Source organism: Candidatus Sarcina troglodytae (genome assembly GCF_015708635.1).
Taxonomy (GTDB): Bacteria; Bacillota; Clostridia; order Clostridiales; family Clostridiaceae; genus Sarcina; species Sarcina ventriculi.
In genome coordinates, this window is record NZ_CP051754.1 from 502,584 (window position 1) to 527,500 (window position 24,917).

The 24,917-nt window shown below is 26.7% G+C and carries 24 protein-coding genes; 21 read left to right on the plus strand and 3 right to left on the minus strand.

Annotated features, from left to right (window positions below):
• Nucleotides 1–200 precede the first annotated feature (200 nt).
• The 4 genes from HH195_RS02200 to HH195_RS02215 all read left to right on the plus strand — a co-directional run bounded on the left by HH195_RS02200 (nt 201) and on the right by HH195_RS02215 (nt 4,154).
• Nucleotides 201–980: a DUF4116 domain-containing protein gene (locus tag HH195_RS02200; protein WP_196371877.1), complete on the plus strand. Its 780-nt coding sequence runs from the start codon at nt 201–203 to the stop codon at nt 978–980.
• 17 nt (nt 981–997) lie between these two features.
• On the plus strand, nt 998–2,107 hold the full coding sequence (locus tag HH195_RS02205) for an AAA family ATPase (RefSeq protein WP_196371418.1): 1,110 nt from the start codon (nt 998–1,000) through the stop codon (nt 2,105–2,107).
• Nucleotides 2,082–3,461, plus strand: coding sequence for a vWA domain-containing protein (locus HH195_RS02210; RefSeq protein WP_243278532.1), 1,380 nt, complete (start codon nt 2,082–2,084; stop codon nt 3,459–3,461). The genes HH195_RS02205 and HH195_RS02210 overlap by 26 nt, the downstream gene beginning before the upstream one ends.
• An 87-nt stretch (nt 3,462–3,548) precedes the next feature.
• Nucleotides 3,549–4,154 carry a lysozyme inhibitor LprI family protein gene (locus HH195_RS02215; protein WP_196371419.1) on the plus strand — a complete coding sequence of 202 codons (606 nt, stop codon included), beginning with the start codon at nt 3,549–3,551 and terminating at the stop codon, nt 4,152–4,154.
• A gap of 92 nt (nt 4,155–4,246) precedes the next feature.
• On the opposite strand, the gene HH195_RS02220 is transcribed toward HH195_RS02215, so the two are convergent.
• Complete coding sequence (locus tag HH195_RS02220; RefSeq protein ID WP_055258270.1) at nt 4,247–4,666, minus strand: discoidin domain-containing protein; 420 nt, start codon at nt 4,664–4,666, stop codon at nt 4,247–4,249.
• A 367-nt stretch (nt 4,667–5,033) separates the two neighbouring features.
• On the opposite strand from HH195_RS02220, the gene HH195_RS02225 reads away from it, so the two are divergent.
• The 5 genes from HH195_RS02225 (at nt 5,034) to phoU (HH195_RS02245) (ending at nt 9,261) form a co-directional block, all read left to right on the plus strand.
• A complete protein-coding gene (locus HH195_RS02225; protein ID WP_196371420.1) occupies nt 5,034–5,930 on the plus strand; it encodes a phosphate ABC transporter substrate-binding protein PstS family protein in 897 nt (298 codons plus the stop codon).
• A 54-nt stretch (nt 5,931–5,984) separates the two neighbouring features.
• Nucleotides 5,985–6,872 (plus strand): phosphate ABC transporter permease subunit PstC, encoded by an 888-nt coding sequence (pstC, locus tag HH195_RS02230; RefSeq protein ID WP_055258274.1) that lies wholly within the window; start codon nt 5,985–5,987, stop codon nt 6,870–6,872.
• 2 nt (nt 6,873–6,874) lie between these two features.
• On the plus strand, nt 6,875–7,777 hold the full coding sequence (pstA, locus tag HH195_RS02235) for a phosphate ABC transporter permease PstA (RefSeq protein WP_196371421.1): 903 nt from the start codon (nt 6,875–6,877) through the stop codon (nt 7,775–7,777).
• A gap of 15 nt (nt 7,778–7,792) precedes the next feature.
• Complete coding sequence (gene pstB / locus HH195_RS02240) at nt 7,793–8,542, plus strand: phosphate ABC transporter ATP-binding protein PstB (RefSeq protein WP_055258279.1); 750 nt, start codon at nt 7,793–7,795, stop codon at nt 8,540–8,542.
• A gap of 62 nt (nt 8,543–8,604) precedes the next feature.
• Entirely contained in the window at nt 8,605–9,261 is a 657-nt protein-coding gene (gene phoU, locus HH195_RS02245; protein WP_196371422.1) for a phosphate signaling complex protein PhoU, read from the plus strand.
• Between the two features lie 78 nt (nt 9,262–9,339).
• On the opposite strand, the gene HH195_RS02250 is transcribed toward phoU (HH195_RS02245), so the two are convergent.
• Nucleotides 9,340–9,693 (minus strand): HesB-like protein, encoded by a 354-nt coding sequence (locus HH195_RS02250; RefSeq protein WP_196371423.1) that lies wholly within the window; start codon nt 9,691–9,693, stop codon nt 9,340–9,342.
• A gap of 349 nt (nt 9,694–10,042) precedes the next feature.
• Between HH195_RS02250 and HH195_RS02255 the strand changes: the two genes are divergently transcribed.
• Nucleotides 10,043–10,771: a spermidine synthase family protein gene (locus HH195_RS02255; RefSeq protein ID WP_196371424.1), complete on the plus strand. Its 729-nt coding sequence runs from the start codon at nt 10,043–10,045 to the stop codon at nt 10,769–10,771.
• A gap of 54 nt (nt 10,772–10,825) precedes the next feature.
• Here the strand turns inward: HH195_RS02255 and HH195_RS02260 are convergent, their stop codons facing one another.
• Nucleotides 10,826–11,215, minus strand: a complete 390-nt coding sequence (locus tag HH195_RS02260; protein ID WP_195924051.1) for a hypothetical protein — start codon at nt 11,213–11,215, stop codon at nt 10,826–10,828.
• A gap of 236 nt (nt 11,216–11,451) precedes the next feature.
• On the opposite strand from HH195_RS02260, the gene HH195_RS02265 reads away from it, so the two are divergent.
• The 11 genes from HH195_RS02265 (at nt 11,452) to HH195_RS02315 (ending at nt 24,911) form a co-directional block, all read left to right on the plus strand.
• Entirely contained in the window at nt 11,452–12,288 is an 837-nt protein-coding gene (locus tag HH195_RS02265; RefSeq protein ID WP_196371425.1) for a phosphate ABC transporter substrate-binding protein, read from the plus strand.
• A 98-nt stretch (nt 12,289–12,386) separates the two neighbouring features.
• Nucleotides 12,387–13,325, plus strand: a complete 939-nt coding sequence (gene pstC, locus HH195_RS02270) for a phosphate ABC transporter permease subunit PstC (protein WP_082412320.1) — start codon at nt 12,387–12,389, stop codon at nt 13,323–13,325.
• A 1-nt stretch (nt 13,326) separates the two neighbouring features.
• Complete coding sequence (gene pstA, locus HH195_RS02275) at nt 13,327–14,151, plus strand: phosphate ABC transporter permease PstA (protein WP_196371426.1); 825 nt, start codon at nt 13,327–13,329, stop codon at nt 14,149–14,151.
• A 21-nt stretch (nt 14,152–14,172) separates the two neighbouring features.
• A complete protein-coding gene (gene pstB, locus HH195_RS02280) occupies nt 14,173–14,934 on the plus strand; it encodes a phosphate ABC transporter ATP-binding protein PstB (RefSeq protein ID WP_196371427.1) in 762 nt (253 codons plus the stop codon).
• Nucleotides 14,935–14,962: 28 nt separating this feature from the next.
• Complete coding sequence (phoU, locus tag HH195_RS02285) at nt 14,963–15,616, plus strand: phosphate signaling complex protein PhoU (RefSeq protein WP_196371428.1); 654 nt, start codon at nt 14,963–14,965, stop codon at nt 15,614–15,616.
• 181 nt (nt 15,617–15,797) lie between these two features.
• A complete protein-coding gene (locus HH195_RS02290) occupies nt 15,798–16,682 on the plus strand; it encodes a hypothetical protein (RefSeq protein WP_196371429.1) in 885 nt (294 codons plus the stop codon).
• Nucleotides 16,683–16,839: 157 nt separating this feature from the next.
• Nucleotides 16,840–17,685, plus strand: coding sequence for a prephenate dehydrogenase (locus HH195_RS02295; protein WP_196371430.1), 846 nt, complete (start codon nt 16,840–16,842; stop codon nt 17,683–17,685).
• A 229-nt stretch (nt 17,686–17,914) separates the two neighbouring features.
• Entirely contained in the window at nt 17,915–18,484 is a 570-nt protein-coding gene (locus HH195_RS02300; RefSeq protein WP_196371431.1) for a TetR/AcrR family transcriptional regulator, read from the plus strand.
• Nucleotides 18,485–18,582: 98 nt separating this feature from the next.
• Nucleotides 18,583–19,998, plus strand: a complete 1,416-nt coding sequence (locus HH195_RS02305; protein ID WP_196371432.1) for a DHA2 family efflux MFS transporter permease subunit — start codon at nt 18,583–18,585, stop codon at nt 19,996–19,998.
• 196 nt (nt 19,999–20,194) lie between these two features.
• The gene (locus HH195_RS02310; protein ID WP_196371433.1) at nt 20,195–21,421 is read left to right on the plus strand and encodes an exonuclease SbcCD subunit D; all 1,227 of its coding nucleotides are present in this window, start codon (nt 20,195–20,197) and stop codon (nt 21,419–21,421) included.
• Complete coding sequence (locus HH195_RS02315; RefSeq protein WP_196371434.1) at nt 21,408–24,911, plus strand: SbcC/MukB-like Walker B domain-containing protein; 3,504 nt, start codon at nt 21,408–21,410, stop codon at nt 24,909–24,911. The genes HH195_RS02310 and HH195_RS02315 overlap by 14 nt, the downstream gene beginning before the upstream one ends.
• Nucleotides 24,912–24,917 lie beyond the last annotated feature (6 nt).

Below are 24,917 nucleotides of genomic sequence, written 5' to 3' on the forward strand. Positions count from 1 at the left end.
TTTTATGTTTAAAAATTAATGAGAAATAGTTTAATACTATATATTAATAAATAATAAATATTTAATAATAATATTTATTATTTATTAAAGTGTGATATAATTAAATTGAACAAAATATAGTTTTGATTCTTAGTGTATTTTTATTAAATAGAATCAAATAATTTAATATAGTAATGTAAATTTAGATGGGATGTGAAATGATGATAGAAAATAATGAATTAGAAAATAAGGTAATGAATAATCCGTTATATATAAGAGAAATAGAAAATCCAAGTGAAGAATTGATTTTAAAAGCAATTAGAAAAAATCCTTCAGTTATAAAATATATAAGGAATAAATCTAAGAAGATACAGGAGGAAGCCGTAAAGTTAAACCCTTTAGTTATAGAATATATTGAAAATCCATCTGAGGATATCTGCATTTTAGCTGTTAGACTTTTATGGAATGCATTAAAAAATATAAAAAATCCAACTTATAATGTTTTAAAGGAAGCTGTTAAATCTAAGGGATGGGCTTTGCAATTTATAGATAAAAAAACTGAAGAACTTTGTGTTATTGCTGTTTCAAGGGATTATGATGCTATACAATATATAGAAAATCCATCAGAAGATGTGCAAATGAGAGCTGTTAAACAGTATTGGGGAGCAATAAAATATATAAAAAATCCTAGTATTTTGGTGATGAGAGAAGCGGTGAAAAGAGAAGCAGAGGCAATAAATTTTATTAATGGTTATGATTATGATGATATGAAATATTTTATTTATGATAATATAAATTCTTTAAAATATATTTATGAGAGTATTGATATAGATGTCGTATTAAATGTTTTAAAAGAAAAATTTTCTAGTGAAAATATAGATAGAGAATATATTGTAAATTTTTATAACTTAGAAATTTTAGATATGGATAAAATTGAGTTTATCAAGGAATGGGGAAGTAAAAATACTAAAAAGCTTTTGGTTGATTATATTTTAAATTAGGAAGGTTGGGATTTAATTTGAATTTTAGAGAAGCATTAGATACAGCAAAATTGGTTATTATGACAGGAGAAGTTCCTCTTTTGATTGGTGAAAGTGGTATAGGTAAAACTTCATTGGTTATGGAAATAGCTAAAGAATTAGATTATGAAATAGTTACTATAGATGCTAACCTTTTAAAAGAAGGTGAAATTGGAGGGTTGCCTATAGTAGCAGATATGGAAATTAAAAATGGAAATAACATAAGTAAGAGAAAAATAACAACATATGCAATTCATAACAAACTTATAGAAGTAGATTTAGCAATTGAGAAGGAGAGAAATGTTTTACTTTTTGTAGATGAGCTTAATAGGTGTGACCATGCTGTACAGCAAGAACTTATGAATTTAGTTTTAAATAGAGAAATAAATGGGTATAAACTGTCTGATAAAGTATATATAATAGCAGCAATGAATCCATCAAATAGATATGAAGGGTATGAGGAAAGTAATTATCAAGTAGTAGATATGGACCCTGCACAAGAAAATAGATTTGTTTGGATTAAAATGGAGTCAGATTTAAAGCAGTGGCTTAATTGGGCTATGGGAAATGGAAATATTCATAGTAGTGTAATTGAATTTTTATCGGCTTTTCCAGAATATTTAAATGTTACTGAAGGTGAAGATAGTGTTCGTGCAACACCAAGAAGTTGGGAAAGAGTTTCAAAAGCTTATAAAGTATATGAAAAATCTAAGGTGTTTAATTCTGATATTTTATGCAATGTAGTTAAAGGTAATGTTGGAATTTCTATTACACAAGATTTTATGTCATACATAAAAAATATGAATAACCCTTTAATTAATTTTAAAGATATATTAGAAGATGGAATATTAACTTTTGATAAAAAAGAAATTATAAGAAGTGAGAATCATTCAAGATTATATATATTAGCCAAAAATGCATTAAGAATTTTAGATAATGATAGTAGCAAAAAAGCAATAGATCTTTTTTCTGATATTTTAGATTTATATCCTAAAGATTTAAGGCTTGGGATAATGAAAGAGATTAAAAGCGATGTAAATAAAGAATTGTATAATAGAATTTTAGACAATGATAAATTTATAGATGCTTTCTTTAACATATATAGTTAGAGGTGATTTGATGGCTTTTGAAGAGGAGAGAAGACGACTTTATAATAAGTTTTTAGAGGAAGAAAGGTTAGGAAAAATAGATGTACAAACAAAGAAAGATTTTTGGAGCCTTTTAGAAAATGTAATAATATCTTTATATGATAGGGAAAATTCTTTCTTTGGACATTTTTTAATTCAAATTAAAAGGGATATAAGGTTAGATATATTTTGGCCAATTGCAACAAAGCCAATTTCTGATGGATTTATAATGTATTTTAATCCTATTATGATTTTAGAGTGCAATAAAAAAGAGATACAAGGTCTTTTAAAGCATGAGGTTTATCATATAATGATGAAACATTATGAAAGAAGTTTGCTTTTAAAGGAGAAATATTCAAAGGAAGCTATAAGCATAGCTATGGATATAGCAATAAATCAGTATATAAAGAATTTACCGAGCTATTCAAAAAAAATGAATGCTGTGAGTTTGGAATATAATATAAATTTGACTGAAGATATGACTATGGAGATGTATGCAAAAAAAATACAACAAGCGATAGATTATAAAAATTCTAGAAATACATCTAAATATAAAGATAATAAAGACAGCTTTAATAACAATATAACTCAAGAAAAATCTCATGATATATGGGAAGAAATAGATGTTTCTTATGATAGTATAAATGAAAGCGTGAAAAAAATAGCTATAAATTCAAGTAAAAAGGAAGCACCAAAGCATATAAAAAAAATAGTAGAACTTATGACTGAAAAACCGAGGCTTAAATGGAATGAGATTTTAAAGAATATGATTCCAAAGGCTAAGAGTGGCTATAAAAAAACTACAACAAGATTAGATAGAAGATTTCCAGATAGGTTAGATTTGAAGGGGAAACTTCCAAATAGGCAATCAAATATTTTAATAGCTATTGATATTTCAGCTTCAATGAGTGATAAAGATATAGAAAATATTTTAGTTGAGGTATTGGAGATTGCAAAAAATAATAAGTGCAAAATTAAAGTGATTGAATGTGATGATGTTATTAGAAGGGTTTATCAACTGCATGGTATAAAAGATATAAAGCCAAGGAGTAAGAAAAATGGTTCAACTAAATTTTCGCCTGTGTTTGAATATATAAAGATTAATAATTTAAAAGATTATATTTTAATATATTTTACAGATGGTATTGGAGAAAAGGTATTAAGTACAAAACCAATAAATGATAAAAATTTATGGGTTTTAACAGGAAATTCTGTTCTTAGCTTGGAAAAGCCTTATGGAAAAGTTGTTAAATTGGAAAGAGAGAAAAAAGAAATATATGGAACAACTTATGGTCTTGAAGAACTAAGGGATAGTATTCATGATTGGCCAAGATAACTTATTGCTAGTTTTATTTAATTATTTAAATTAAGAAAATATAGGAATTACATTTGATTGTGAAATTTAGTAAAGGAGAGTGTGATAATGAAAAAAAGAGATATGATTTTATTTTTTATATCGTCATTAAAAAATAGAATATTCATAGCTATTTTAATACTTTTTTTGATTAGCATGGGAGGGATAATTTTATCAACTCACAACAATTTTTCAAGTAATAATTTAAATAATAAAACCATATTGGCACAAAAGGAAATAAAGCAAAATGCTAATGATAATAAAATAGATAAAAATTCGATTTCTAATCCTAATTTAGAAACTCAAGTAAGTGCTATGAAGAGAAATTACTTGAATGAATTAAGTAAAATAAATGAAAAAGCTAATGCGCTTATAAATGGAAATATAGATGACACACAATATGAAATTAATCAATCATCTGTGCAAGCTTATAATCTTTGGAATAATGAATTAAATAAAATTTATTCTAATTTAAAAACTACTCTTACAAGTGAAGAAATGCTTAAGTTGCAAAAAGAAGAGATAAATTGGATTATTTATAAAGAAAAAATTATAAAGAAAGATTCAATAAACTATGAGGGAGGAAGCGTTTATGATTCTGCTTTAAATATTAAGTTAGCAAATTTAACCAAAGAAAGATGTTATTATTTGGTCAATAATTACATAAAAGTATAGTGAAATAAAAACAACCTATAATTATTATTTTTAGGTTGTTTTTATTTTAATGTTTTTAATAATAAATAAAAATTTTATTAGAAAAAGAAAAATTAAATTTCGTTATAAACGCTTAAATTATTTATTGCTAGTTGATCTTTATAATTTAAAAAAGAAATTTTTAATTTAGAAGCTTTTACAGTTGGAAATTTTGCTAGGTGTTTAAATCCTATGGTTGTACCAGAATACAACTTAGACCATTCATTGTTTTTATATGCGTATATATCAAATTCATTTACGTTTTCTCCAAGAGGAGTGTATTCTTGAATTTCTACAGTATTAAATTCTTCTTCATTATTAAATTTAAGTTCTATATAGGAAGTTAAAGCATTACATTTAGGAGAAGTCCAATATGTTAAAAAATTTCCATCTATTAAGTTTTTACTATTGCTATGAGAGTCATTAGTAGCAATAATGTTAGCTTCCTTAGCTAAATCTCTTATATTTTTTTTATTTATTGTGAAATTTCCCATAGATATATTACTCCTTTATCCTTATTTTTATATAAAAATTAATATTTGCCTTATAAATTTTAAATATAAAGCAATGTTTTTAAGTTTTTTAATTTTAATTTTATATAAAGATTTATATTAATAGGAAGGTAAATTTATGACATATAATAAGCTATATTTTTATAATTTGAATAATAATTGTTGTTGTGCAAATACTAATTTAAGAAAAAATTTAAAAAATACATTTTAATGTTAAATTTTCTTAACATTTCTGTAATAATAGTTAACATTTATTTAATACAGTCTTAACTTCATAACATTATTATAAAATTGTTATTATTAAACCTACTTTGTAAATTTATAACTTGAAAATTTTGGAGGATGAGTAATGTTATCTAAAAAGTTTAAAATTATTGGTGGAATTGTGATAGCGCTTTTCATTGCATTAGTTATCGCTGGATTTATGCCTGTTGAAGAAAATGTAAATTCAGATGGCTTAGTAGGTGCTATTACAATTGCAGGGTCGACAGCCATGCAACCTTTAATAACAAAAAGTTCTAATTCCTTTATGGATAAATATCAAGATGTTAGTATAACTGTTCAAGGTGGTGGCTCAGGTACTGGTTTAACACAAGTTTATCAAGGTGCAATAACAATTGGAGATTCAGATGTCTATGCAGAAGATATGCTAACAGATGCTCAATCAAATAAACTAGTAAATCATAACGTTGTTGTAGAACCTTTCGCAGTTGTTGTTAGCGATGACGTAAAGCTTACTAATTTGTCAACTAAGCAATTACAAGAAATATTCTCAGGAAAAGTAACTAATTGGGATGAAGTCGGAGGCCCTAATTTACCAATCGTTGTAGTACATAGACCTTCATCATCAGGTACAAGAACAACATTTGCAAATACAATTATGGGAGGAAATAAAAATTTAGAAGATAATAGTATCGGAATAACTGCTGATTCAAATGGTAACGTAGAAACAACAGTTAAGTCTACTCCAGGTGCGATAGGATATTTAGCTTTATCATACGCTAAATCAGCAGAAGAGAGAGGCTCACTTAAAGTAATTTCAATAAATGGATATTCATCTTCAGATGAAAATATAGAGACAGGAAAATACGTATTCTGGTCTTATGGTCATATGTATACTTATGGAGAACCAAATAAGGTTACTCAAGCATTTATAGATTATGTAAAGAGTCCAGATAACAATTCAAATATACAATCTTTAGGATATATACCTATATCTTTAATGAAAGTAACAGATGGAAAGTAAGTAGGGTTTATTTAAATCTTACTTACAAAGAAAACTAAATTTTGAGGGAGAAATATGAGTAATAAAAATACTTTACGTAAATTTAAAAGTGAATACATAGGAAGAGGATTTGCATATTGTTGCGGAATATTTTTAGTAGTAGTAACATTTGCTATAATATTTTTCCTAGTTTCAAAGGGTATTCAAACATTTACAACCGATCATTATAATGTATTTGATTTTATTTTTGGAACTACATGGGATCCACAAGGGTCAACTCCATCTTATGGTGCTCTTATATTTATAGTAGGGTCTACGGTTGCAGCGGCAGGAGCTGTAATTATTAGTGCCCCCATAGCTATTGCTCTTGCAGTATTTATAAATATGATTTCACCTAAATTTGGTAAAAAAGTTTTGCAACCAGCATTAGAAATATTTGTTGGGATACCATCAGTTGTTTATGGATGGATTGGTATAACTGTTTTAGTTCCACATATTAGATTGATTTTTGGTGGGACAGGATTTAGTGTTTTAGCAGCAATACTTGTTTTAAGTATAATGATACTTCCAACGATAGCAACAATAGCAACAGATGCTATTAAAGCATTGCCTAGAGATTACATGGAAGCTTCTTATGGGCTTGGAGCAACAAGATGGCAAACAATTTATAAAGTAATTGTTCCAGCTGCAAAAAATGGAATTTTAACTGGAGTTGTTTTAGGACTTGGAAGAGCTTTTGGAGAAGCACTAGCTGTTCAAATGGTTATAGGTAATACTTTAAAGATGGCATCATCATTATTAAGTCCAACAACAACTTTAACTAGTATTTTAACATCAGATATAGCTAATACATCATTTGGGTCAATGTGGAATAATGCTCTTTGGTCTTTAGCGCTTATATTACTAGTAATTTCGTTTATATTTATAATAATCATAAGAATAATAGGGAGAAGAGGTAATTAATAATGAAAGCTAAAACAGCAGATAAAATAGCAACTGCCGTCTTGTATATTATAGCAGGGGCAATAGTAGTTCTTCTTGCAGCATTTATAATATACCTTCTATATGAAGGAAGAGAGTCATTAAATTTTAGTTTTATATTTGGAAACAATGTTTTAGGTGGAGATGGTGGAGGAATTGGACCACAGTTATTTAATACTATATATTTATTAATAATTTCTTTAGTTATAACAGTTCCAATAGGAGTTGGAGCAGGAATATATTTAGCAGAGTATGCTGGGAATGGTAAAATTGTTGAGATAATAAGATTATGTATAGAAACAATGTCATCATTACCATCAATAGTTGTAGGTCTATTTGGACTTTTAGTGTTTGTAACTTATGCTGGATGGAGATATTCAATTATAGCTGGAGCGCTTTCAGTTGGAATATTAAATCTCCCATATATCACAAGAATAAGTGAAAATGCCATAAGGGCAGCATCTAAAAATATAAAAGAAGCAAGTTTAGGTCTTGGGGCAACAAGATGGCAAACTGTCATTTACATAATATTACCAGCAGCTTTTCCAGACCTTTTAACAGGGCTTATATTAGCATCAGGTAGAATTTTTGGGGAAGCGGCATCACTTTTGTATACAGCTGGTATGACAGCACCAAGAGTACATTATTATTTGTTTAATTTATTTTCTCAAAGTCCATCAGCCCAAATGTCGGCGTTTAATCTTTTTAGACCTGCGGAAACATTGGCGGTATATATATATTCATTAAATGCAGAAAGTATAGTATCGGATACGACAAAAATAATAAATGGTACTGCTGCGGTTTTGATAATACTTGTATTAATATTTAATTTTGGTGCAAGATTCTTAGGAAATTATATACACAAGCGTTATACAGGTGAGAAGTAATTAGGAGGAACTTTCATGGCAATAATAGAATCTAAAAATTTAAATCTTTATTATGCAGCAAATCATGCTCTTAAAAATATAAATATGGAGATAGAAAAAAATAAAGTTACTGCTTTAATAGGTCCATCAGGGTGTGGTAAGTCAACTTTTTTAAGAACCTTAAATAGAATGAATGATTTAATAGATATAGTTAGAATTGAAGGTCAAATATTTTTTGAAGGAAAAGATATTTATAAGGATTATGATGAAATACAATTAAGAAAAAGGGTGGGAATGGTTTTCCAAAGACCTAATCCATTTGCTATGCCAATATATGATAATATAGCTTTTGGTCCTAGAATTCATGGAATAACTAATAAAAAGAAATTAGATGAAATTGTAGAAAGGTCATTAAGAGGAGCTGCACTTTGGGATGAGGTTAAGGATAGATTAAATAAAAGTGCATTAGGTATGTCAGGTGGACAACAACAAAGGCTTTGTATTGCAAGAACATTAGCTATTGAGCCAGAGGTTATACTTATGGATGAGCCAACATCAGCTCTTGATCCGATATCAACAAACAAAGTTGAAGAACTTATAGCTGAGATTAAGGAGAAATATACGGTTGTAATAGTTACACATAATATGCAACAAGCAGGAAGAATAGCTGATAAAACTGCATTTTTCTTAAGTGGAGAACTTGTTGAATATGGCAAGACAGAAGATATATTCTACAAACCAAAGGATAAGAGAACAGAAGATTATATAACAGGAAGATTTGGTTAAAATTATTATATAAAATATTAAGAAATTAATAACATATAAATAAACACAAGAGGTGGGAAACTATGTCAAGAGTATTATTTGATTTAGCTTTAAAAAATTTAAATAATGATTTGCTGAGAATGTGTGAAGAGGTAAAAAAACAAATAAGACTTTCAATAAAATCCTTAGTAAATAAAGATATAGAACTTGCGAAACAAGTTATTAAAGATGATGATATTATAGATAACTTTAATAAAGAAATAGAAGACAGATGTGTACGAGTTATAGCAACAGAACAACCCCTTGCAAAAGATTTAAGAGAAATATTTACAACTATTAAGGTTGTTACAGACCTAGAGAGAATGGCAGATTATGCTGTTGATATAGCTAAAATAACAATACATCTTAAAGGTGATGAATATATAAAAGAGTTGATACAAATTCCAGAACTTGCTGAAAAAGTATTAAATATAATTAGTTTAGCAATAGATGCTTATGTTAAAGGTGATTCAAAAAAAGCTTATGAAATATGTAAAATGGATGATGAAATAGATAGTCTATATAAAGAAATATTGGAAGAACTTTTTAATATAATGGTTGAAGATAATTCACTTGCAACACAAGCGGGAAGATTTATGTTTGTAGCTAAAAATTTAGAAAGAATAGGGGACCATGTAACTAATATATGTGAATGGACAATATATTTAGTAGATGGAACATATGTTGATTTAAATGAATAATTTTATTTATTTAAAATTAAATAACTTGCATAATAAAAAAACTATTCTAACATTACGTTAGAATAGTTTTTTAGATATTTAGTGGCATCCACCACCACAAGAGCTACAACAAGAACCATCACAGCCATCTTCTTCAATAATTGGAGTTAAAAGAGGTTTTAATGCTAAACCTTGTCCTTCATTCTCTTCGCTTGATAGGAATATAAATCCGCCAAAGTTATCAATAAGGCTTGGTTCCATAACAAAAGTTAAATCATTAACTGTAGCTAAAATATCATCTTCTTTAGCCTCACCAACACTTATATTAAAAGCAGTGCCGTGACAAGACATTCCAACAAAATGAACTCTCATAGTGCGTTCGCTAACATTATTTTCGTTTAAAAAATTTATAAATTCATTATAAGCATCATCGCTCATTGTCATCTTATTCATAATTACACCTCGTAAGAATTAATTAACAATAATTATTAATTAAATTATACTACTTTAGTATGAATAAAGCAATAAAGTTTTTATAGAAAGTAAATTAAAATATAATAATATAAAATAAATTTAATGAAAAAATTACATAAAATTAAATAAAAGAAATAAAAAGTTTAATATTAATAATTTACTTAAATATAGTTGAGATTTACAATATGCTATTTAAGTAAAGAAAGTATTAATAATTTAAATTTATTTGTAATACTTATTTATGATATAATTACTTAGTTTATAAAATAATAGAATGAAGTATAATTAAATATAAAATAGATAGTTTTAAACTAGGAAGGGATAAAGTATGGTATATAAAGCAGAAGAAGTTAATAAAAAGATAGAAGAATATAAAAAATACATAAAGCCAATAAAAATAAATAATATAGAGGTTAAATACGGAGAAAATAAAAATTTAAGTGGATATTTATACAATAAAAAAGAAAAATACAATACCACAGATATAGAGCTTTTTATAGATAATAAATTGTCCATGGAAATATCTCCAAGAGAACTTCAAGGGGCTTTTCAAATTATTAAAAATGCTAAAGGTAAAGTAGGGATTATAGGTCTTGGACTTGGTTATTTAACTAATGAAATATTAAAAAAAGAGTCAGTTTCTAAAGTTGTAGTGTATGAAGAAAATAAAGATATAATTGATTTATATTATAAAAACTTTGGCGAAAATAGTAAACTTGAAGTTTTAAATCAAGATGGATTTAAAGGTAAAAGTGATAGTTTTGATAGTTTTATTGTTGATATTTATAGTTATAATCTTGAAGATAGAGTAGTGTTAGATTATAAGAAGTTAAATGAATTACATAAAATAGATGAGTATTATTTTTTTGGATTTGAACATTTTTTATTAAGTTGCCCAACATCTGAGATAGCATTTGTATATGTTCCAGAGTATTGGACAGAAGCGTTAGAAAGAGTGTATAGACAGCTTATGGATAATGGATATATAAATGATTTTGTACCGATAGCTGAAGCAAAAGTTATGAAGATATTATTAGAATTTAAAAAAATTTTATAAAAAATAAGGTTATGTTTTAATAAAATTTTGTTAAGACATAACCTTGTTTTTATATTATAAAAGTTTAACACCTCTTTTTTTAAGGTAAAGCTTTAAATCATTTTTGCATGAACAAGGTTTTGTGCATGTACAAGTGTATTCTCTTAAAGAATCTCTTAAATCATCTTTCATTGAAATAAAATCGTTTTGTGGTGATTTTATTACAGGTAACACAAAATATAAAATAGTAAAAAGAATTAAAAGATTAAATAAGTCATTTATAGAAAAATCGTTAAAAAATGCTGGGAGGGTAATAGCTAATAGAATTACAGATAAAGTATAAACTATATATTCTATAAACTTGAACATGTATATAATTTTTCTAAATTTTAAAATGGCTTGAACTTCTCGTATGGTTTTAGATGTCAATTTATCGTAAAAAGGTTCTTTAGATAGTTTACTCATTTATTACACCCCTTTATAAATATTATTAACATAATATATGTAAAATAAAGTAATAATATTAAATAAAATGAATATAAAAAATAAATTTCAATAATAAGAAATACAAAGAATAATTAACATATAATTAACAAATGTATAACACTTTTTTAACATAAGTGTATTAATATATCTTTAATAGGAAAAGAAATAAAAAAATAGAAGATAAATAATGTATTGTTATTTAGGGGGATTAATAGATGTTAAGAAAAAGATTAATAGCTGCAGTATCAGTAGTGATTGTTGCAAGTTCATTAATAATAGGATGTGGATCAAGTGATACAACTATATCTAAAAAAGTAAATGATACGACAATTGCAATATCAGGATCAACTTCTGTAGGACCTTTAGTTGAACTTGAGGAAGAAGAATTTGAAGCTAATAATCAAGGTGTAACTATTGAAATTAATCAAACAGGCTCATCTTCTGGTATAAAGGATACAATAAGTGGAACAACAGAAATTGGAATGTCCTCTAGAGAATTAACTAATGAAGAATCAAAAAATTTAAAAGAAGTAACAATAGCAGTAGATGGAATTGGCGTTGTTGTAAATAAAAATAATCCAGTAAAAAATTTAACTTTAGAGCAGATTAAAGATATTTTTACAGGAAAAATAACTAACTGGAGTGAAGTTGGTGGAGAAGATAAGGAGATAGTTGTTGTATCTAGAGAAGAAGGTTCTGGAACTAGGACAGCTTTTCAGGAAATATTAAATTATTCAACAGAAGATACAGTTAAGAATGCTATAGTAAATAATTCAACTGGGGCTACTAAAGTAATGGTAGAAGAAAATGATAATGCTATAGGATATATGTCAATTGGGTATATTGATGACTCCATAGCATCAGTTAATGTAGATGGAGTAGAGGCTACAGCTGACAATGTAAAATCAGGAGAATATAAGATACAAAGACCATTTTTACTTGTGTATAAAGAAGGTGCTTTATCAGAAGAAGGACAAGAGTTTATAGATTTTATATTAAGCGATAAGGGACAAGCAATCGTAGCGGAAGAGAATTTAGTTACTGTTGATTAAGATATTGTTAAAATTTAAAACCTAAAATTAAAAAATTATTTTAATATAGAAACATTATAAGTATTTTGAAATGTTTATATAAAATATTCGGAGGTAATATGTTAATTAATGAGAAACTTGTTCAAAAACAAAAGCAAAGTATAGATAAAAAAAATAAATTTAAAAAATCTAATGCTGGTAAATATTTAGCTGAGGCTATATCAGAAAAGGTATTTATGATAAGTGCATGGGTTGCGGTTGTAAGTTTAATTCTTATAATAGGATTTGTTTTTTATAAGGGATTAACTCCTTTTATAGCAAAAGGGTATTCGTTTATTAGTTTTATTACAGGAACAAATTGGTATCCAACTTCTGATGTTTTTCAGATTTTACCAATGATAATTGCATCTTTAGGAATAACATTAGGAGCAGTTGTTATAGGAGTTCCAATAGGAATATTAGCAGCAGTATTTATAGCTGAAATAGCACCAAAAAAAGTTGCTAAAGTTATTTCAACTGCAGTTGAACTTTTAGCAGGAATACCATCAGTTTTATATGGATTATTTGGTTTAGCTATAATAGTTCCAGGAATAAAAGTTATTTTTAATCAACCAAAGGGACAAAGCTTATTAGCAGCTATTTTGGTTTTAGCAATTATGATGCTTCCAACTATAATATCAGTATCAGTAACAGCTTTAAAGGCAGTTCCAAATACGTATAAAGAGGGGTCGTTAGCACTTGGAGCTTCAAAAACAGAAACTATATTTAAAGTTGTAATACCAGCTGCAAAATCAGGAATACTTACAGGTGTTATTTTAGGAATAGGAAGAGCACTTGGAGAAACTATGGCAGTAATAATGGTAGTTGGAAATTCTGCAATTATACCAGATTCTATATTTAGTAGTGTTAGACCACTTACAACTAATATAGCATTAGAGATGGGATATGCATCAGGTGTTCATCAAGAAATGCTATTTGCAACAGGAGTTGTATTATTTAGTTTCATATTAATACTTAATTTGGTTATAAATAAAATTGCAAATAAGGCAGGGAAATAATATGAGAAGAGCTAAAGAACTTTTATTCAATATATTAGTATGGGCATCAGCTATATTTACAGTAGGAATATTAATAGCCATAATTGGTTTCATATTTATAAAGGGAATAGGAAAAATAAATTTAAACTTTTTAATTAGCAATTATTCTGCTAAGGGAGATGGAGGAATTCTTCCAATGGTAGTTGCAACACTTTATACAGTGGGATTATCACTTTTATTTGCAACACCAATTGGTGTTTTAGCAGCTGTATATCTTCAAGAATATGCAAAACAAGGTAAAATAGTTAAATTTATAAGATTTGCAACAGAAAGCTTAGCTGGTATTCCATCAATAGTTTATGGGCTTTTTGGAGGAATATTCTTTGTTGTAAGTTTAAAAATGGGATATTCAATTTTAGCAGGTTCTTTAACAGTTGCGATAATAATTCTTCCAACAATAATAAGAACAACAGAAGAAGCTTTAAAAACAGTTCCTCAATCTTATAGAGAAGCGTCACTTGGACTTGGAGCAACAAAGTTTCAAACACTTTATAAAGTAATACTTCCAAGCTGCCTTTCAGGAATAATATCTGGGATAATATTATCAGTTGGGCGTATAGTTGGAGAATCTGCTGCAATACTTTTGACAGCAGGAACAGTTGCTAAAATGCCAAAGGGGATATTTTCAAGTGCAAGAACTTTAACTGTTCACTCCTATTTAACAGCAAATGAAAGTGGAGATATTCAAACAGCAGCAGCGGTTGGAATTGTATTAATAATAATAGTATTGGTTTTAAATATTTCAACAAAATTAATAACTAAAAAGCTAAATAAAGCAAAAGGTTAAGTTTAGAAAGGATGAATTAGTATGGTAGAGAAAAAAACTAAAATAAGAGTTAGGAATTTAGATTTATTTTATGCTCAAAACCAAGCACTTAAAAATATAAACATAGATATAAAAGAAAATGAAGTAACTGCTCTTATAGGACCTTCTGGCTGTGGTAAATCAACCTTTTTAAGGACTTTAAATAGAATGAATGATTTAATTGATATAGTTAAAATTAAGGGGAATATTGAAGTTGATAATCAAGATATATATGAAACAGATGATGTTATATCTTTAAGAACAAAAGTTGGAATGGTATTTCAAAAGCCGAATTTATTTCCTATGAGCATTTATGAAAATGTAGTTTATGGACCTAAGATTCAGGGGATAAGGGATAAGAAAACACTAGATAAGATAGTTGAGGAAAGTTTAAAAGGGGCTGCTATATGGGATGATGTTAAGGATAGGTTAAAGTCGTCAGCATTAGGTTTGTCTGGTGGACAACAACAACGTATTTGTATAGCAAGGGCGATAGCTATGAATCCAGAAGTTATTCTTATGGACGAACCTACATCAGCACTAGATCCAATATCTACTTTAAAAGTAGAAGAACTTATAGAGCAACTTAAAGAGAAGTATACCATAGTAATAGTAACTCACAATATGCAACAAGCAGCTCGTATATCAGATAAAACAGCTTTTTTCTTAAGTGGAGAACTTATAGAAGTTAGCGATACAAATACTATTTTTACAAATCCAAAGGATAAGAGAACAGAAGATTATATAACAGGACGTTTTGGTTAAAAACTATTAAAATTTAGGGGGAGGATTAATGGTTAATAAAAATCTAGTGGTTAGTATCGAAAACTTAAAAAATGATATAATTGATATGATGGAGCAGTGTGCAAAACTTATAGATATGTCTTTGGTTTCTATAATAAATAGAGATGTAGAACTTGCTAAAAAGGTTATAGATTTAGATGATGAAGTAGATAATCTTAGAGTTTATATAATAGATAAAAGTGTAAGACTTATAGCACTTAAGCAACCAGTTGCTAGAGATTTAAGGCTTATATATTCTTTAGGATATATGGCTTTAGATTTAGAGAGAATTGGTGATTATTCAGTAAATATAGCTGAAAAATCATTAAAACTTGTTAAAGAAGATGATATTGAACCATTAGGAGATATAGTAAGGATGAGAGATATGTGCATATCTATGCTTTATGAAGTTGAGAAAGCTTTAAAAGGAAATGATGCTAAAGCGGCTTACAGTTCAGCAAATCATGATGATGTTTTAGATGAGCTTTATAAAAGGGCGTATAAAGAAATAGTTAAAAATATGCATAAAGATGATCAAAATATAGACAAGGGAGTAAGAACCCTTTTTATAGCTAGATACTTAGAGAGAATTGGTGACCATATAACCAATATTTGTGAAAATGTTATATATGCTGTAAATGGAGATGTTGTTGAAATAGGATAATGATATTAATATTATTTAGCACAATGTACTTTTAGTTAAAAGTACATTGTGTTTTTAATTTACTAGTAATATGTGTTGACAAAAATAGGAGAAAATATTATACTAAAATCAATATATTTATTCATTATATGTTTATATATATTCATGAAAACGATACAATAATTGGGTAGAGGTGATGTAATTGATTAATAATGAATTATTAAATACAATTTCTGATAGTACAGCAACTAACAATATCTCTACAGCAATGACAAGAAAAAAAGAATCTAGGAAATTTAAAATATTAGAATCTTATAATAGCAAATATGATTTTGGTAAAAATAATTTTATAAAAGGGCTAAAATATAGAGAAGATAAGGTAATTTCTATAGATAATTATAAAGCTTTGCTGAGAGAAAGAGTTATAAATGATGAAAAAGAGTTATTATGGCTATTAAGAAACACAGAAGTAAAAAATATAAAATTAGCTAAAGATTTGGATTTGTCTAGATTTAACATAAAAGATAGAATAATAGATATAGATGGTTTGACCATAAATGGGAACGGTAATTGTATAATTTTATCCGAACGAAATGAGATATTATCACAGAGTTTATTAACATTAAAAGGTAAAGGAATATTGTTGAAAAATATAACAATAAAAGTGAATTGTGATAACAAAAATAAAAAAAGAGCAATAGATGTTATAAGTATTTTAGGCGATAATACAAAACTTATAAATATAAAGATTCAGACTAATGGAAATAATGGGATTAAAATTTCACAGTGCTTTGGTGTGGAACTTAATAAAATATATATAAAAGGTAGTGAAAGTAAAAGTTCAGCGATTAGAGTCGAAAGTGCTGGTGTTGTATGTAAAAATATAAAAATTAAAAGCTTTAAAACTGGTTTGGAATCTGTCGGAAGAGCAGCATCATTAACGATATTTGGTAAACAATCAATAGATACACAAGTTCATATAAAGAATAATTTTAAAAGTGGCTCAATAATAAAGGCTGTTGAAAACAAATTAAATCTTTTGGAAACGGTTTTTTGTTATGAGTATTTTAAATTGCCTTTAAATTAAAGATAAAAGTAGTTCAACGTATAAAATATAAGCATTGAACTACTTTTAATATTATTATATAAAAAAGAAGCAATGGTGTTACAAGATACATATATAATATCATAATTTAATATAATCTAAGTTATAAAGTATGATAAATAAAAGTGGGGATTTGAGAATGATAATAACAATAGTTGGGCTTGGAGTTGTAGGTGCATCTTACGGGTTAGCTCTTAAAGATAAGAATATAGAGGTATATGGCATTGATATAGATTATAAAGTTTTAAAAAAGGCTAAAAATATGAATATAATAAAGGATGGCTTTATTTATAATAGTATAGAGTCAAAGGATATAATTTCTAGAAGTGATGTTTTAATTATTAGTATATATCCTAGAAAAATAAAGGAATTTATAGAGGTTTATAAGAGTTACTTTAGTGAAGAACTTATAATAACAGATGTTACAGGCGTAAAAGAGGGGTTAGTTTCTGAATTAGAGTTGATACTTCCAAATCATGTAGATTTTATTTTTGCCCATCCGATGGCAGGAAGAGAAAAAAAGGGAATTGATTATGCAAGTGCTGATGTTTTTAAAGAAGCCAATTTTATAATAACGCCGACAAAGAAAAATAAAGAAAGAAATATTGAGGTTGTTGAAGATTTAGCAAAACAAATGGGATTTTTAAATATTAATAAAGTATCACCAAGGGAGCATGATTGTATAATATCATTTACAAGTCAGCTTCCTCATGTTCTTGCTGTATCTTTAATAAATAGTGATGATTTAACATTTGATACAGGAAGTTTTATTGGCGATAGTTATAGAGAGTTAACTAGAATTGCTAATATAAATGAGGAGTTGTGGACGGAATTATTTTTAGAGAATAAAGAAAATTTACTTCGTAGAATAGAAAATTTTGAAAAAGAACTTTTAAAGATAAGACAATGTTTACTAAAAGGTGATGATGAAACACTTAAAGAAATATTTAGGGAGGCAACAAGAAGAAGAGAAAAATTATTATAATTTATATAGATAAAGATAAGTATAAAAAATAAGATGATATAGGCGCCAGGGTATGTAATCTAGAGTCTATATCGTTTTTATGTTAAATAATACTTGTGAATTAAAATATTACTATAAGAAAAAAATAATGATAAAATAATACATAAAAAAGGAGTGGTCTATAACTTGACAATAAATTTAAAAGTTTTATAATTAAATAGACCAGTCTATATAATCAAGGAGATAATGTATGAGACAGGATAAAGGCATAAAGGAACAATTTATAATTACAGCTTCTAAATTATTTGAAGAAAAGGGATATTATGCAGTTGGAATTAATGAAATTTTAAGAGAAAGTAAAGCACCAAAAGGTTCTCTTTATTATTATTTCCCAAATGGTAAAGAAGAATTAGCTATTGAATCTATTAGATATGCTAAAATGAAAATTATAAACCATATTAAAGATACTTTTATGCAATGTGGTAGTTTTATTGAAGGTTTAGAAAAAAATTTGTTGTGTATGGCTGATTTGGTAGATACGGAAAAGAAACTTAGGGATATTTCAATTGGTTTAATAGCTTTAGAAACTTATAGTTCAAGCCCTAATTTAAGGAAAGAATGTCACTTAGTGTTTGAAACTATTATTAATTTTTACATAGAAGAGCTAGTTAAATCAGGCTTAAATAAGAAAAAAGCTTTAGAAATTGCAACACTTATAGAGTCTTTAACTGAGGGGGCTATAACTTTAAGTCTTACAGCTGGAGAAGGAACTCCTCTTAGAATAGCTGCTAAAAATATTAAATATTTAGTAATGCAATAAATAGTAATTAATCTCATATACAGAAAAGTGATATGAGATTTTAATATGTATAATATAACAACTGGTCTATATAATTAATAAAACAAAGGAGAAAAAACATGACTAATATTAAACAAAATAATAAGAAAATTAATACTAAGCTCATTATAGCTGTTTTGGTCTTTAGTGCATTTATTGGAACGTTTAATGAAACTATATTAAATGTAGCATTAAATCCAATAATGAATGATTTTCATATTGATTCAGGAACAGCTCAATGGATAATTACAGCATATATGTTAGTAACATCTGTAATGGTACCGATAACTGCGTTTCTTTATGAAAGTTTTAAAACAAAAAAATTATATATAATAGCAATGCTATTTTTACTTATAGGAACTGTTATTTGTGCTGGTTCTACATCACTATTAATACTTATATTAGGTAGAATGGTACAGGCTATAGGAGCAGGAATGTTGATTCCTATTATGATGAGTACAGTTTTATTGGTGTCACCTAAAGAAAAAATAGGTATATCTATGGCAATATGTGTATCAGCTGTAACTCTTGGACCTGCATTTGGACCAACAATATCAGGAATAATATTACAATTTTTAAGTTGGAATATGCTTTTTATTATTTTAATACCAATTGTTATTATAGCAATAATTTTAGGAGCTATCTTTATAGAAAATGCATCAGATTTAAGGAAACCAAAATTAGATTATTTATCTGTTGTTTTATCTATGGCTGGTCTTGTAGCAATCATTTATGGAATTAGTAGTATATTTAATACATTTAATGTAGCAATAATATGTTTTGTAATAGGAATAATTTTAACTGCTATTTTTGCTAAACGTCAAACAAAATTAAAGGAGCCTATGCTTAATTTAAATCCATTTAGGTTTGTTCCTTTTGATTTTGGGGTTCTTATGGTTATGGTAATTATGATGATATGTTTTACAATGAATGTAATTATACCATTATATTTAGAAGGAGCATTGCATACATCAAGTTTTGTTGCTGGTATTGTATTACTTCCTGCAATATTATGTAATGCTGTGGCGGCAACTTGTGGAGGAAAAATACTCGATAAATATGGAATTAAAATTTTAATTCCAGGAGGATTTTTGTTGATAGCAGTATCAGTATTTATTATGTCAATGGTAAATGCATCAACACAAGTTATGACAATTGCTATTATTTATATATTTATTCAAATTGGGGTTGGACTTACAATGTCACCATCTCAAACAAGTGGATTAAGATATTTACCAAGAGATATTTATACTCATGGTGTAGCAATTATGAATACATTTCAACAAATTGCAGCTTGTATAGGCTCATCATTATTTGTTGGTGTTATGTCATTTGTTGAGCAAAAAAAATTATTACTTGGAGTAGTTTCAGAAAATGCAGTAGCTCAAGGTTTTTCAGCTGCGATTCTAGTTGCTTTTGTTATAGTAATTGTTGGACTTATAGCGTCAATAGTTTTTATTGGTGTATTTAATAAAAATTCTAAAGATAAAAAATAGTAATTTTATTGTTTTGAATTAAAGATTAGAGGTTTGTTATGCTCTAATCTTTATTTTTTTATTTTTATAAATATTAAATTAATTAATGAAGTTAAGTTAGATGTTATAATATCAAATAAAGGATAAAGAAAAAGTATAATATTTATATAGGTGATAAAATTTACAATTATATTTAAATGACTTGGAGGGAGAATTTTTGAGAATATTACACACAGCAGATTGGCATTTGGGAAAGAGTTTAGAAAAGAGAAGTAGAATAGATGAACAAAAAAATTTTTTAGATGATTTTATAGAAATTGCTAAAGAAAATAATATAGATTTAGTTATTATTGCGGGGGATATTTATGATTCTAGTAATCCGCCTGCTATTGCCGAAAAAATGTTTTATGATACCTTAAAGAAAATATCTGATAATGGAAAAAGATTAATTTTAATTATAGCAGGAAATCATGATAATCCTGAAAGACTTGTAGCATCAGCACCTTTAGCTAAGGAACATGGAATTATAATGATTGGAACATTAAAAACTATAATTGATACTGGAAATTATGGTAGGCATAAAATTATAAATTCTGGTGAAGGCTTTATTGAAATAGAGATAAATGGAGAGAAAGCTATTATTTTGACAGTTCCTTATTTAAGTGAGAAAAGGTTGAATGAAGTTTTATATAAGGATATGGATAGTGATGAGGAGAGGATAAAATCATATAGTGATAGAGTGTTTTCACTTTTTGATTCTCTTAAGGATAATTATAGGGAAGATACGATAAATTTATTAGTTTCGCATCTTTATGCTATGGGAAGTGAAGAGGGGGGATCTGAGAGAAGTATTCAGCTTGGTGGAAGTTATATAGTAAATTGCGACTGTTTTCCTAAAGAAGCTCAGTATATAGCTTTAGGTCATGTTCATAAACCACAATTAGTTCCAGGAACGAATAAAAAAGCTAGATATTCTGGTTCGCCAATTCATTATAATAAAAAAGAAGTTTCTTATAATAAAAAATGTTTTGTTGTAGATGTTAAAGCAAATGAGGAGGCTAATGTTAAAGAGGTTTATTTTAAAGTTTATAAGCCTATAGAAATATGGAAATGTGAAAATTTTGATGATGCACTATTAAAATGTGAAGAAAATAAGGATAGAGAGTGTTGGGTTTACTTAGAGATAAAGGTAGATAGATATATGAGAGAGGATGAGATAAAAAAATTAAAAGAGTTGAAAAAGGATATTTTAGAGATTACTCCAATAATAGAGAATATTCATAGAGATGATGAAAGTGCTATTAGTTTGTCAGAAAAAAGTTTTGAGGAATTATTTATTGATTTTTATAAAAAAGAAAGAATGGGAGAGCCAGATAAGGAAATTATAGATTTGTTTTTGAATTTAGTTTATGAAGAGGAGAATGGGGAAAATGAGACCAATTAGGCTTAAAATAAAAGGATTAAATAGTTTTATAGATGAACAAGAAATAGATTTTAATAAGCTTACTGAAAGAGGACTATTTGGAATTTTTGGTCCAACTGGAAGTGGCAAATCCACTATATTAGATGGTATAACTTTGGCTCTTTATGGTGATTTGCCAAGAAAGAGCACGAATTATATAAATATGAATTGCAATAGTTTAAATGTAAGTTTTGAGTTTTCTATATCAGATGGAAAGACTAAAACTTATAGAGTTGAAAGGGAATTTAAAACCGATAAAAAAACAGGTAGACCTAAAAGTGGAAAATGCAAAGTTTTGGATATAACACAGGTTAATCCTATAATTTTAGCAGAATCTGTAAAGGAAGTTACAAGGACATGCGAGAATATTATTGGTCTTGGTATGAATGATTTTACAAAAACTGTGGTTCTTCCTCAAGGAAGTTTTAGTGAATTTTTAAAGATAAGTGGCAAAGACAGAAGAGAAATGTTAGAAAGGCTTTTTAATCTTCAAGAATATGGTGAGAATTTAGAAAAAAAATTATCAGCAAAAAGTAAAGTGATAGAAAAGAAATTAGATATTATAAAAGGAAAATTAAGCAGTTATGAAGATATTAATTTAGACGATTTAGAAATAAAAGAAAACGAATTTAAAAATAATGAAAAAAATATAAAACAAAAGAGTTCAGAGTTTTTAGAAATAAATGAAACTTATGAGGAAGCAAAAGAAATTTTTCAATTAAAGAGTGAACTAAATTCTTATGAAAATGAAAGAAATATAATAAGTATAGAGGCAAAAGATATTGAAAATAAAAGGGGGAAAATAGATAACATAGAAAAGTCATTAAGAATATTAAATTTTATAGAAAATTATAATATGGTGTTAAACGAGTTAAATGAGAAAAATAAAAATTTAGAAGACTATAATCTTGAATTTGAGAACATAAAAAATAAAAAGAATAATATTCTAAAAGTTTATAATGAATTTTTAGAAAAAAAGCAAGAGAGTGTGCCAAAGTTAAAGATAAAAGCTGAAAGATTAGATAGTGAGTTAAAAAATAGAAAAGCTTTAAGAGTATTAGAGGAAGAAATAAATAGGTTAAATGAGATTATTGAGTTCCTTAAGATAGATAAGGAAAAAAGTATAACTCAAGTAAATAAAACGATAAATGAGATAGATGATATAAATTTAAATATAAAAAGTTTGGAAAAAAAATATGACTCTTTAAAGGTTGATAGAAATTTAAAAAAAGAAATTGAAGAAGCTTTAAGACTTGAAGAGGATTATTTGAGCTTGGGTAAAGATATTGATGAATCTCTAAAAGACATAGAATCTTTGGAAAAGAGTATAAAATTATGTGAGGACAAGAAAATAAGTTTACAAAATGATAGGGATAAAAATTTAGAAGATTTAAGGGAATATGAATTTTTATTAGAAAGTTTAAATAAAAATTATCCAGGAGAAGAGAAAGATTTATTAAATAAAGAGGGTTTATTAGAGAGTATTAAAATAAAACAAGAGAAATTTAGTGATTGTAAAAAAAAAATAGATTTAAATAATAATAAAATTTTAGAAATAAATGATAAGCTAAGTGAATTAAATAAGGAAAAGCATAATTTAAAAAAATTTATAGATTTATTAGAAAAAGAAGTAGATGATTTTAAAATTCAATCTTTGGCGTTAAAGATTAGAGAAAAACTAATAGAAGGTGATATATGCCCTGTTTGTGGTTCTACTCATCACGATATAGAAATTTTTCAAAAGTTAGATTTAAGTTTATTAGAAAGTAAAAATTCTAAGCTTTTAGGAAATAAAGATGAATTGCTTGAAAAAGAAAGAGAGATAGCAAAGCTAGAGGAAAGAATAATAGCTATAAATAACGAGAGTAAAAACTTTGAAGATGAAATAAAATCTTTAGGGAAAGATTTTAGTGAAAATATAATTTGCGAACTGCAAAAAGAGATTTATATTTTAGAAAATGATATAAAAAGGTATAAAGAAGAAAAATTGAACCTCGAAAATAGACTAAATGATATTAAGGATATAGATAGAGATTTAAATAATGATATAAAAATATTAAATGTAAATCTAGAAAATAATAGAAATAATTTAGATGATAAGATACAGAAAAGAAAAATAAGCTTAGAAAAATTTAATTCTTTAAATAATTTGATTGAAGAGAAAAGAAGCACTTTAAAAATAGATGATTTTAAAGAATATTATAAGGATTTAATAGAAAAAGAAAATAAAAGAGAAGAATTAGAGAGTTGTATAAAAGATAAAAGGGCTTTTAAAGAAAAAAAAGAAAGTGAAAGAGAGATAAAAAATAAAGAAAAGGAGGAGATAATTAATAGTTTAGCTAGTAATGAAGCTGCTTTAAAAGAAAAAGAAAATCAAAAGAATAATATAAAAAATAACTTAAATCAAGAATTTACTCAATTAGAAAATATAAATAATATAGAGAAAATTTTAATACAGACTAATGAGGAGATAAAGAATATAAATGAGTATTTTGAAAAATATATTGATGAAAAAAATTGTATAGAAGAAAAATTTGAAGAAATCAATAATAAATTAAATAAAGAAAGTTTAAAGGTTAAAGCTTTAGAAGATAAAGAAAAATCAATAAAAGAAGAGTTAGAGTTTAATTTACAGAAAGAAAATTTCACTAATGTAGATGAGGTTGAGGAAATTTTAAAGGAAAAGCATACTTTAAAGGAATTAAAGGATTATGTAAAAAATTATGATGATAAGATGAAAGTTTTAGAGGTTAATATAGATAATGTATTAAAAAAGTTAAAGAATAGGGATATTTGCAATGAAGAATTAGAAAGTATAAAAATAAATAAAGAGAAGGTACAATGTGAATTAGATTCTCTAAAGGATGTCAATTTAATATTAAAGCAAGAAATTAAAAATTTAAAAGAAAAAATAGAAAAGTTTAAAACAATAATGAGTGAAAAGAAAAAAATAAAACATGATGAAATAATAATAAATGATTTGAGAAAGTTGTTTAGTGGAAGAAAATTTGTTGACTATATTGCAACAGAAAGGCTTAAATATGTGGCTTTAGAGGCTTCAAAAAGACTTAAGGAAATAACTAACAATAATTATTCTTTGGAAATAAATAAAGACGGAATGTTTATAATGAGAGATTTTAAAAATGGAGGTTGTATAAGAGATGTTTCAACTTTATCTGGAGGAGAAACTTTTTTAACATCTTTAGTTTTGTCATTGGCATTATCTAGCGGACTTCAGCTGAAAAAAGCAGTACCTTTAGAACTTTTTTTCCTAGATGAAGGTTTTGGAACGTTAGATGATGATTTATTAGAAACTGTAATAAGTTCTTTAGAGAAAATACAACATGAAAAATTAAAAATAGGAATAATAAGTCATGTTGAATCTATTAAAAACAGAGTACCAGTAAAACTTATTGTAACACCAGCAGAATCAGGTATGGGTGGAAGTAAGGTTAAAATAGAAAGAAATTAATAATAT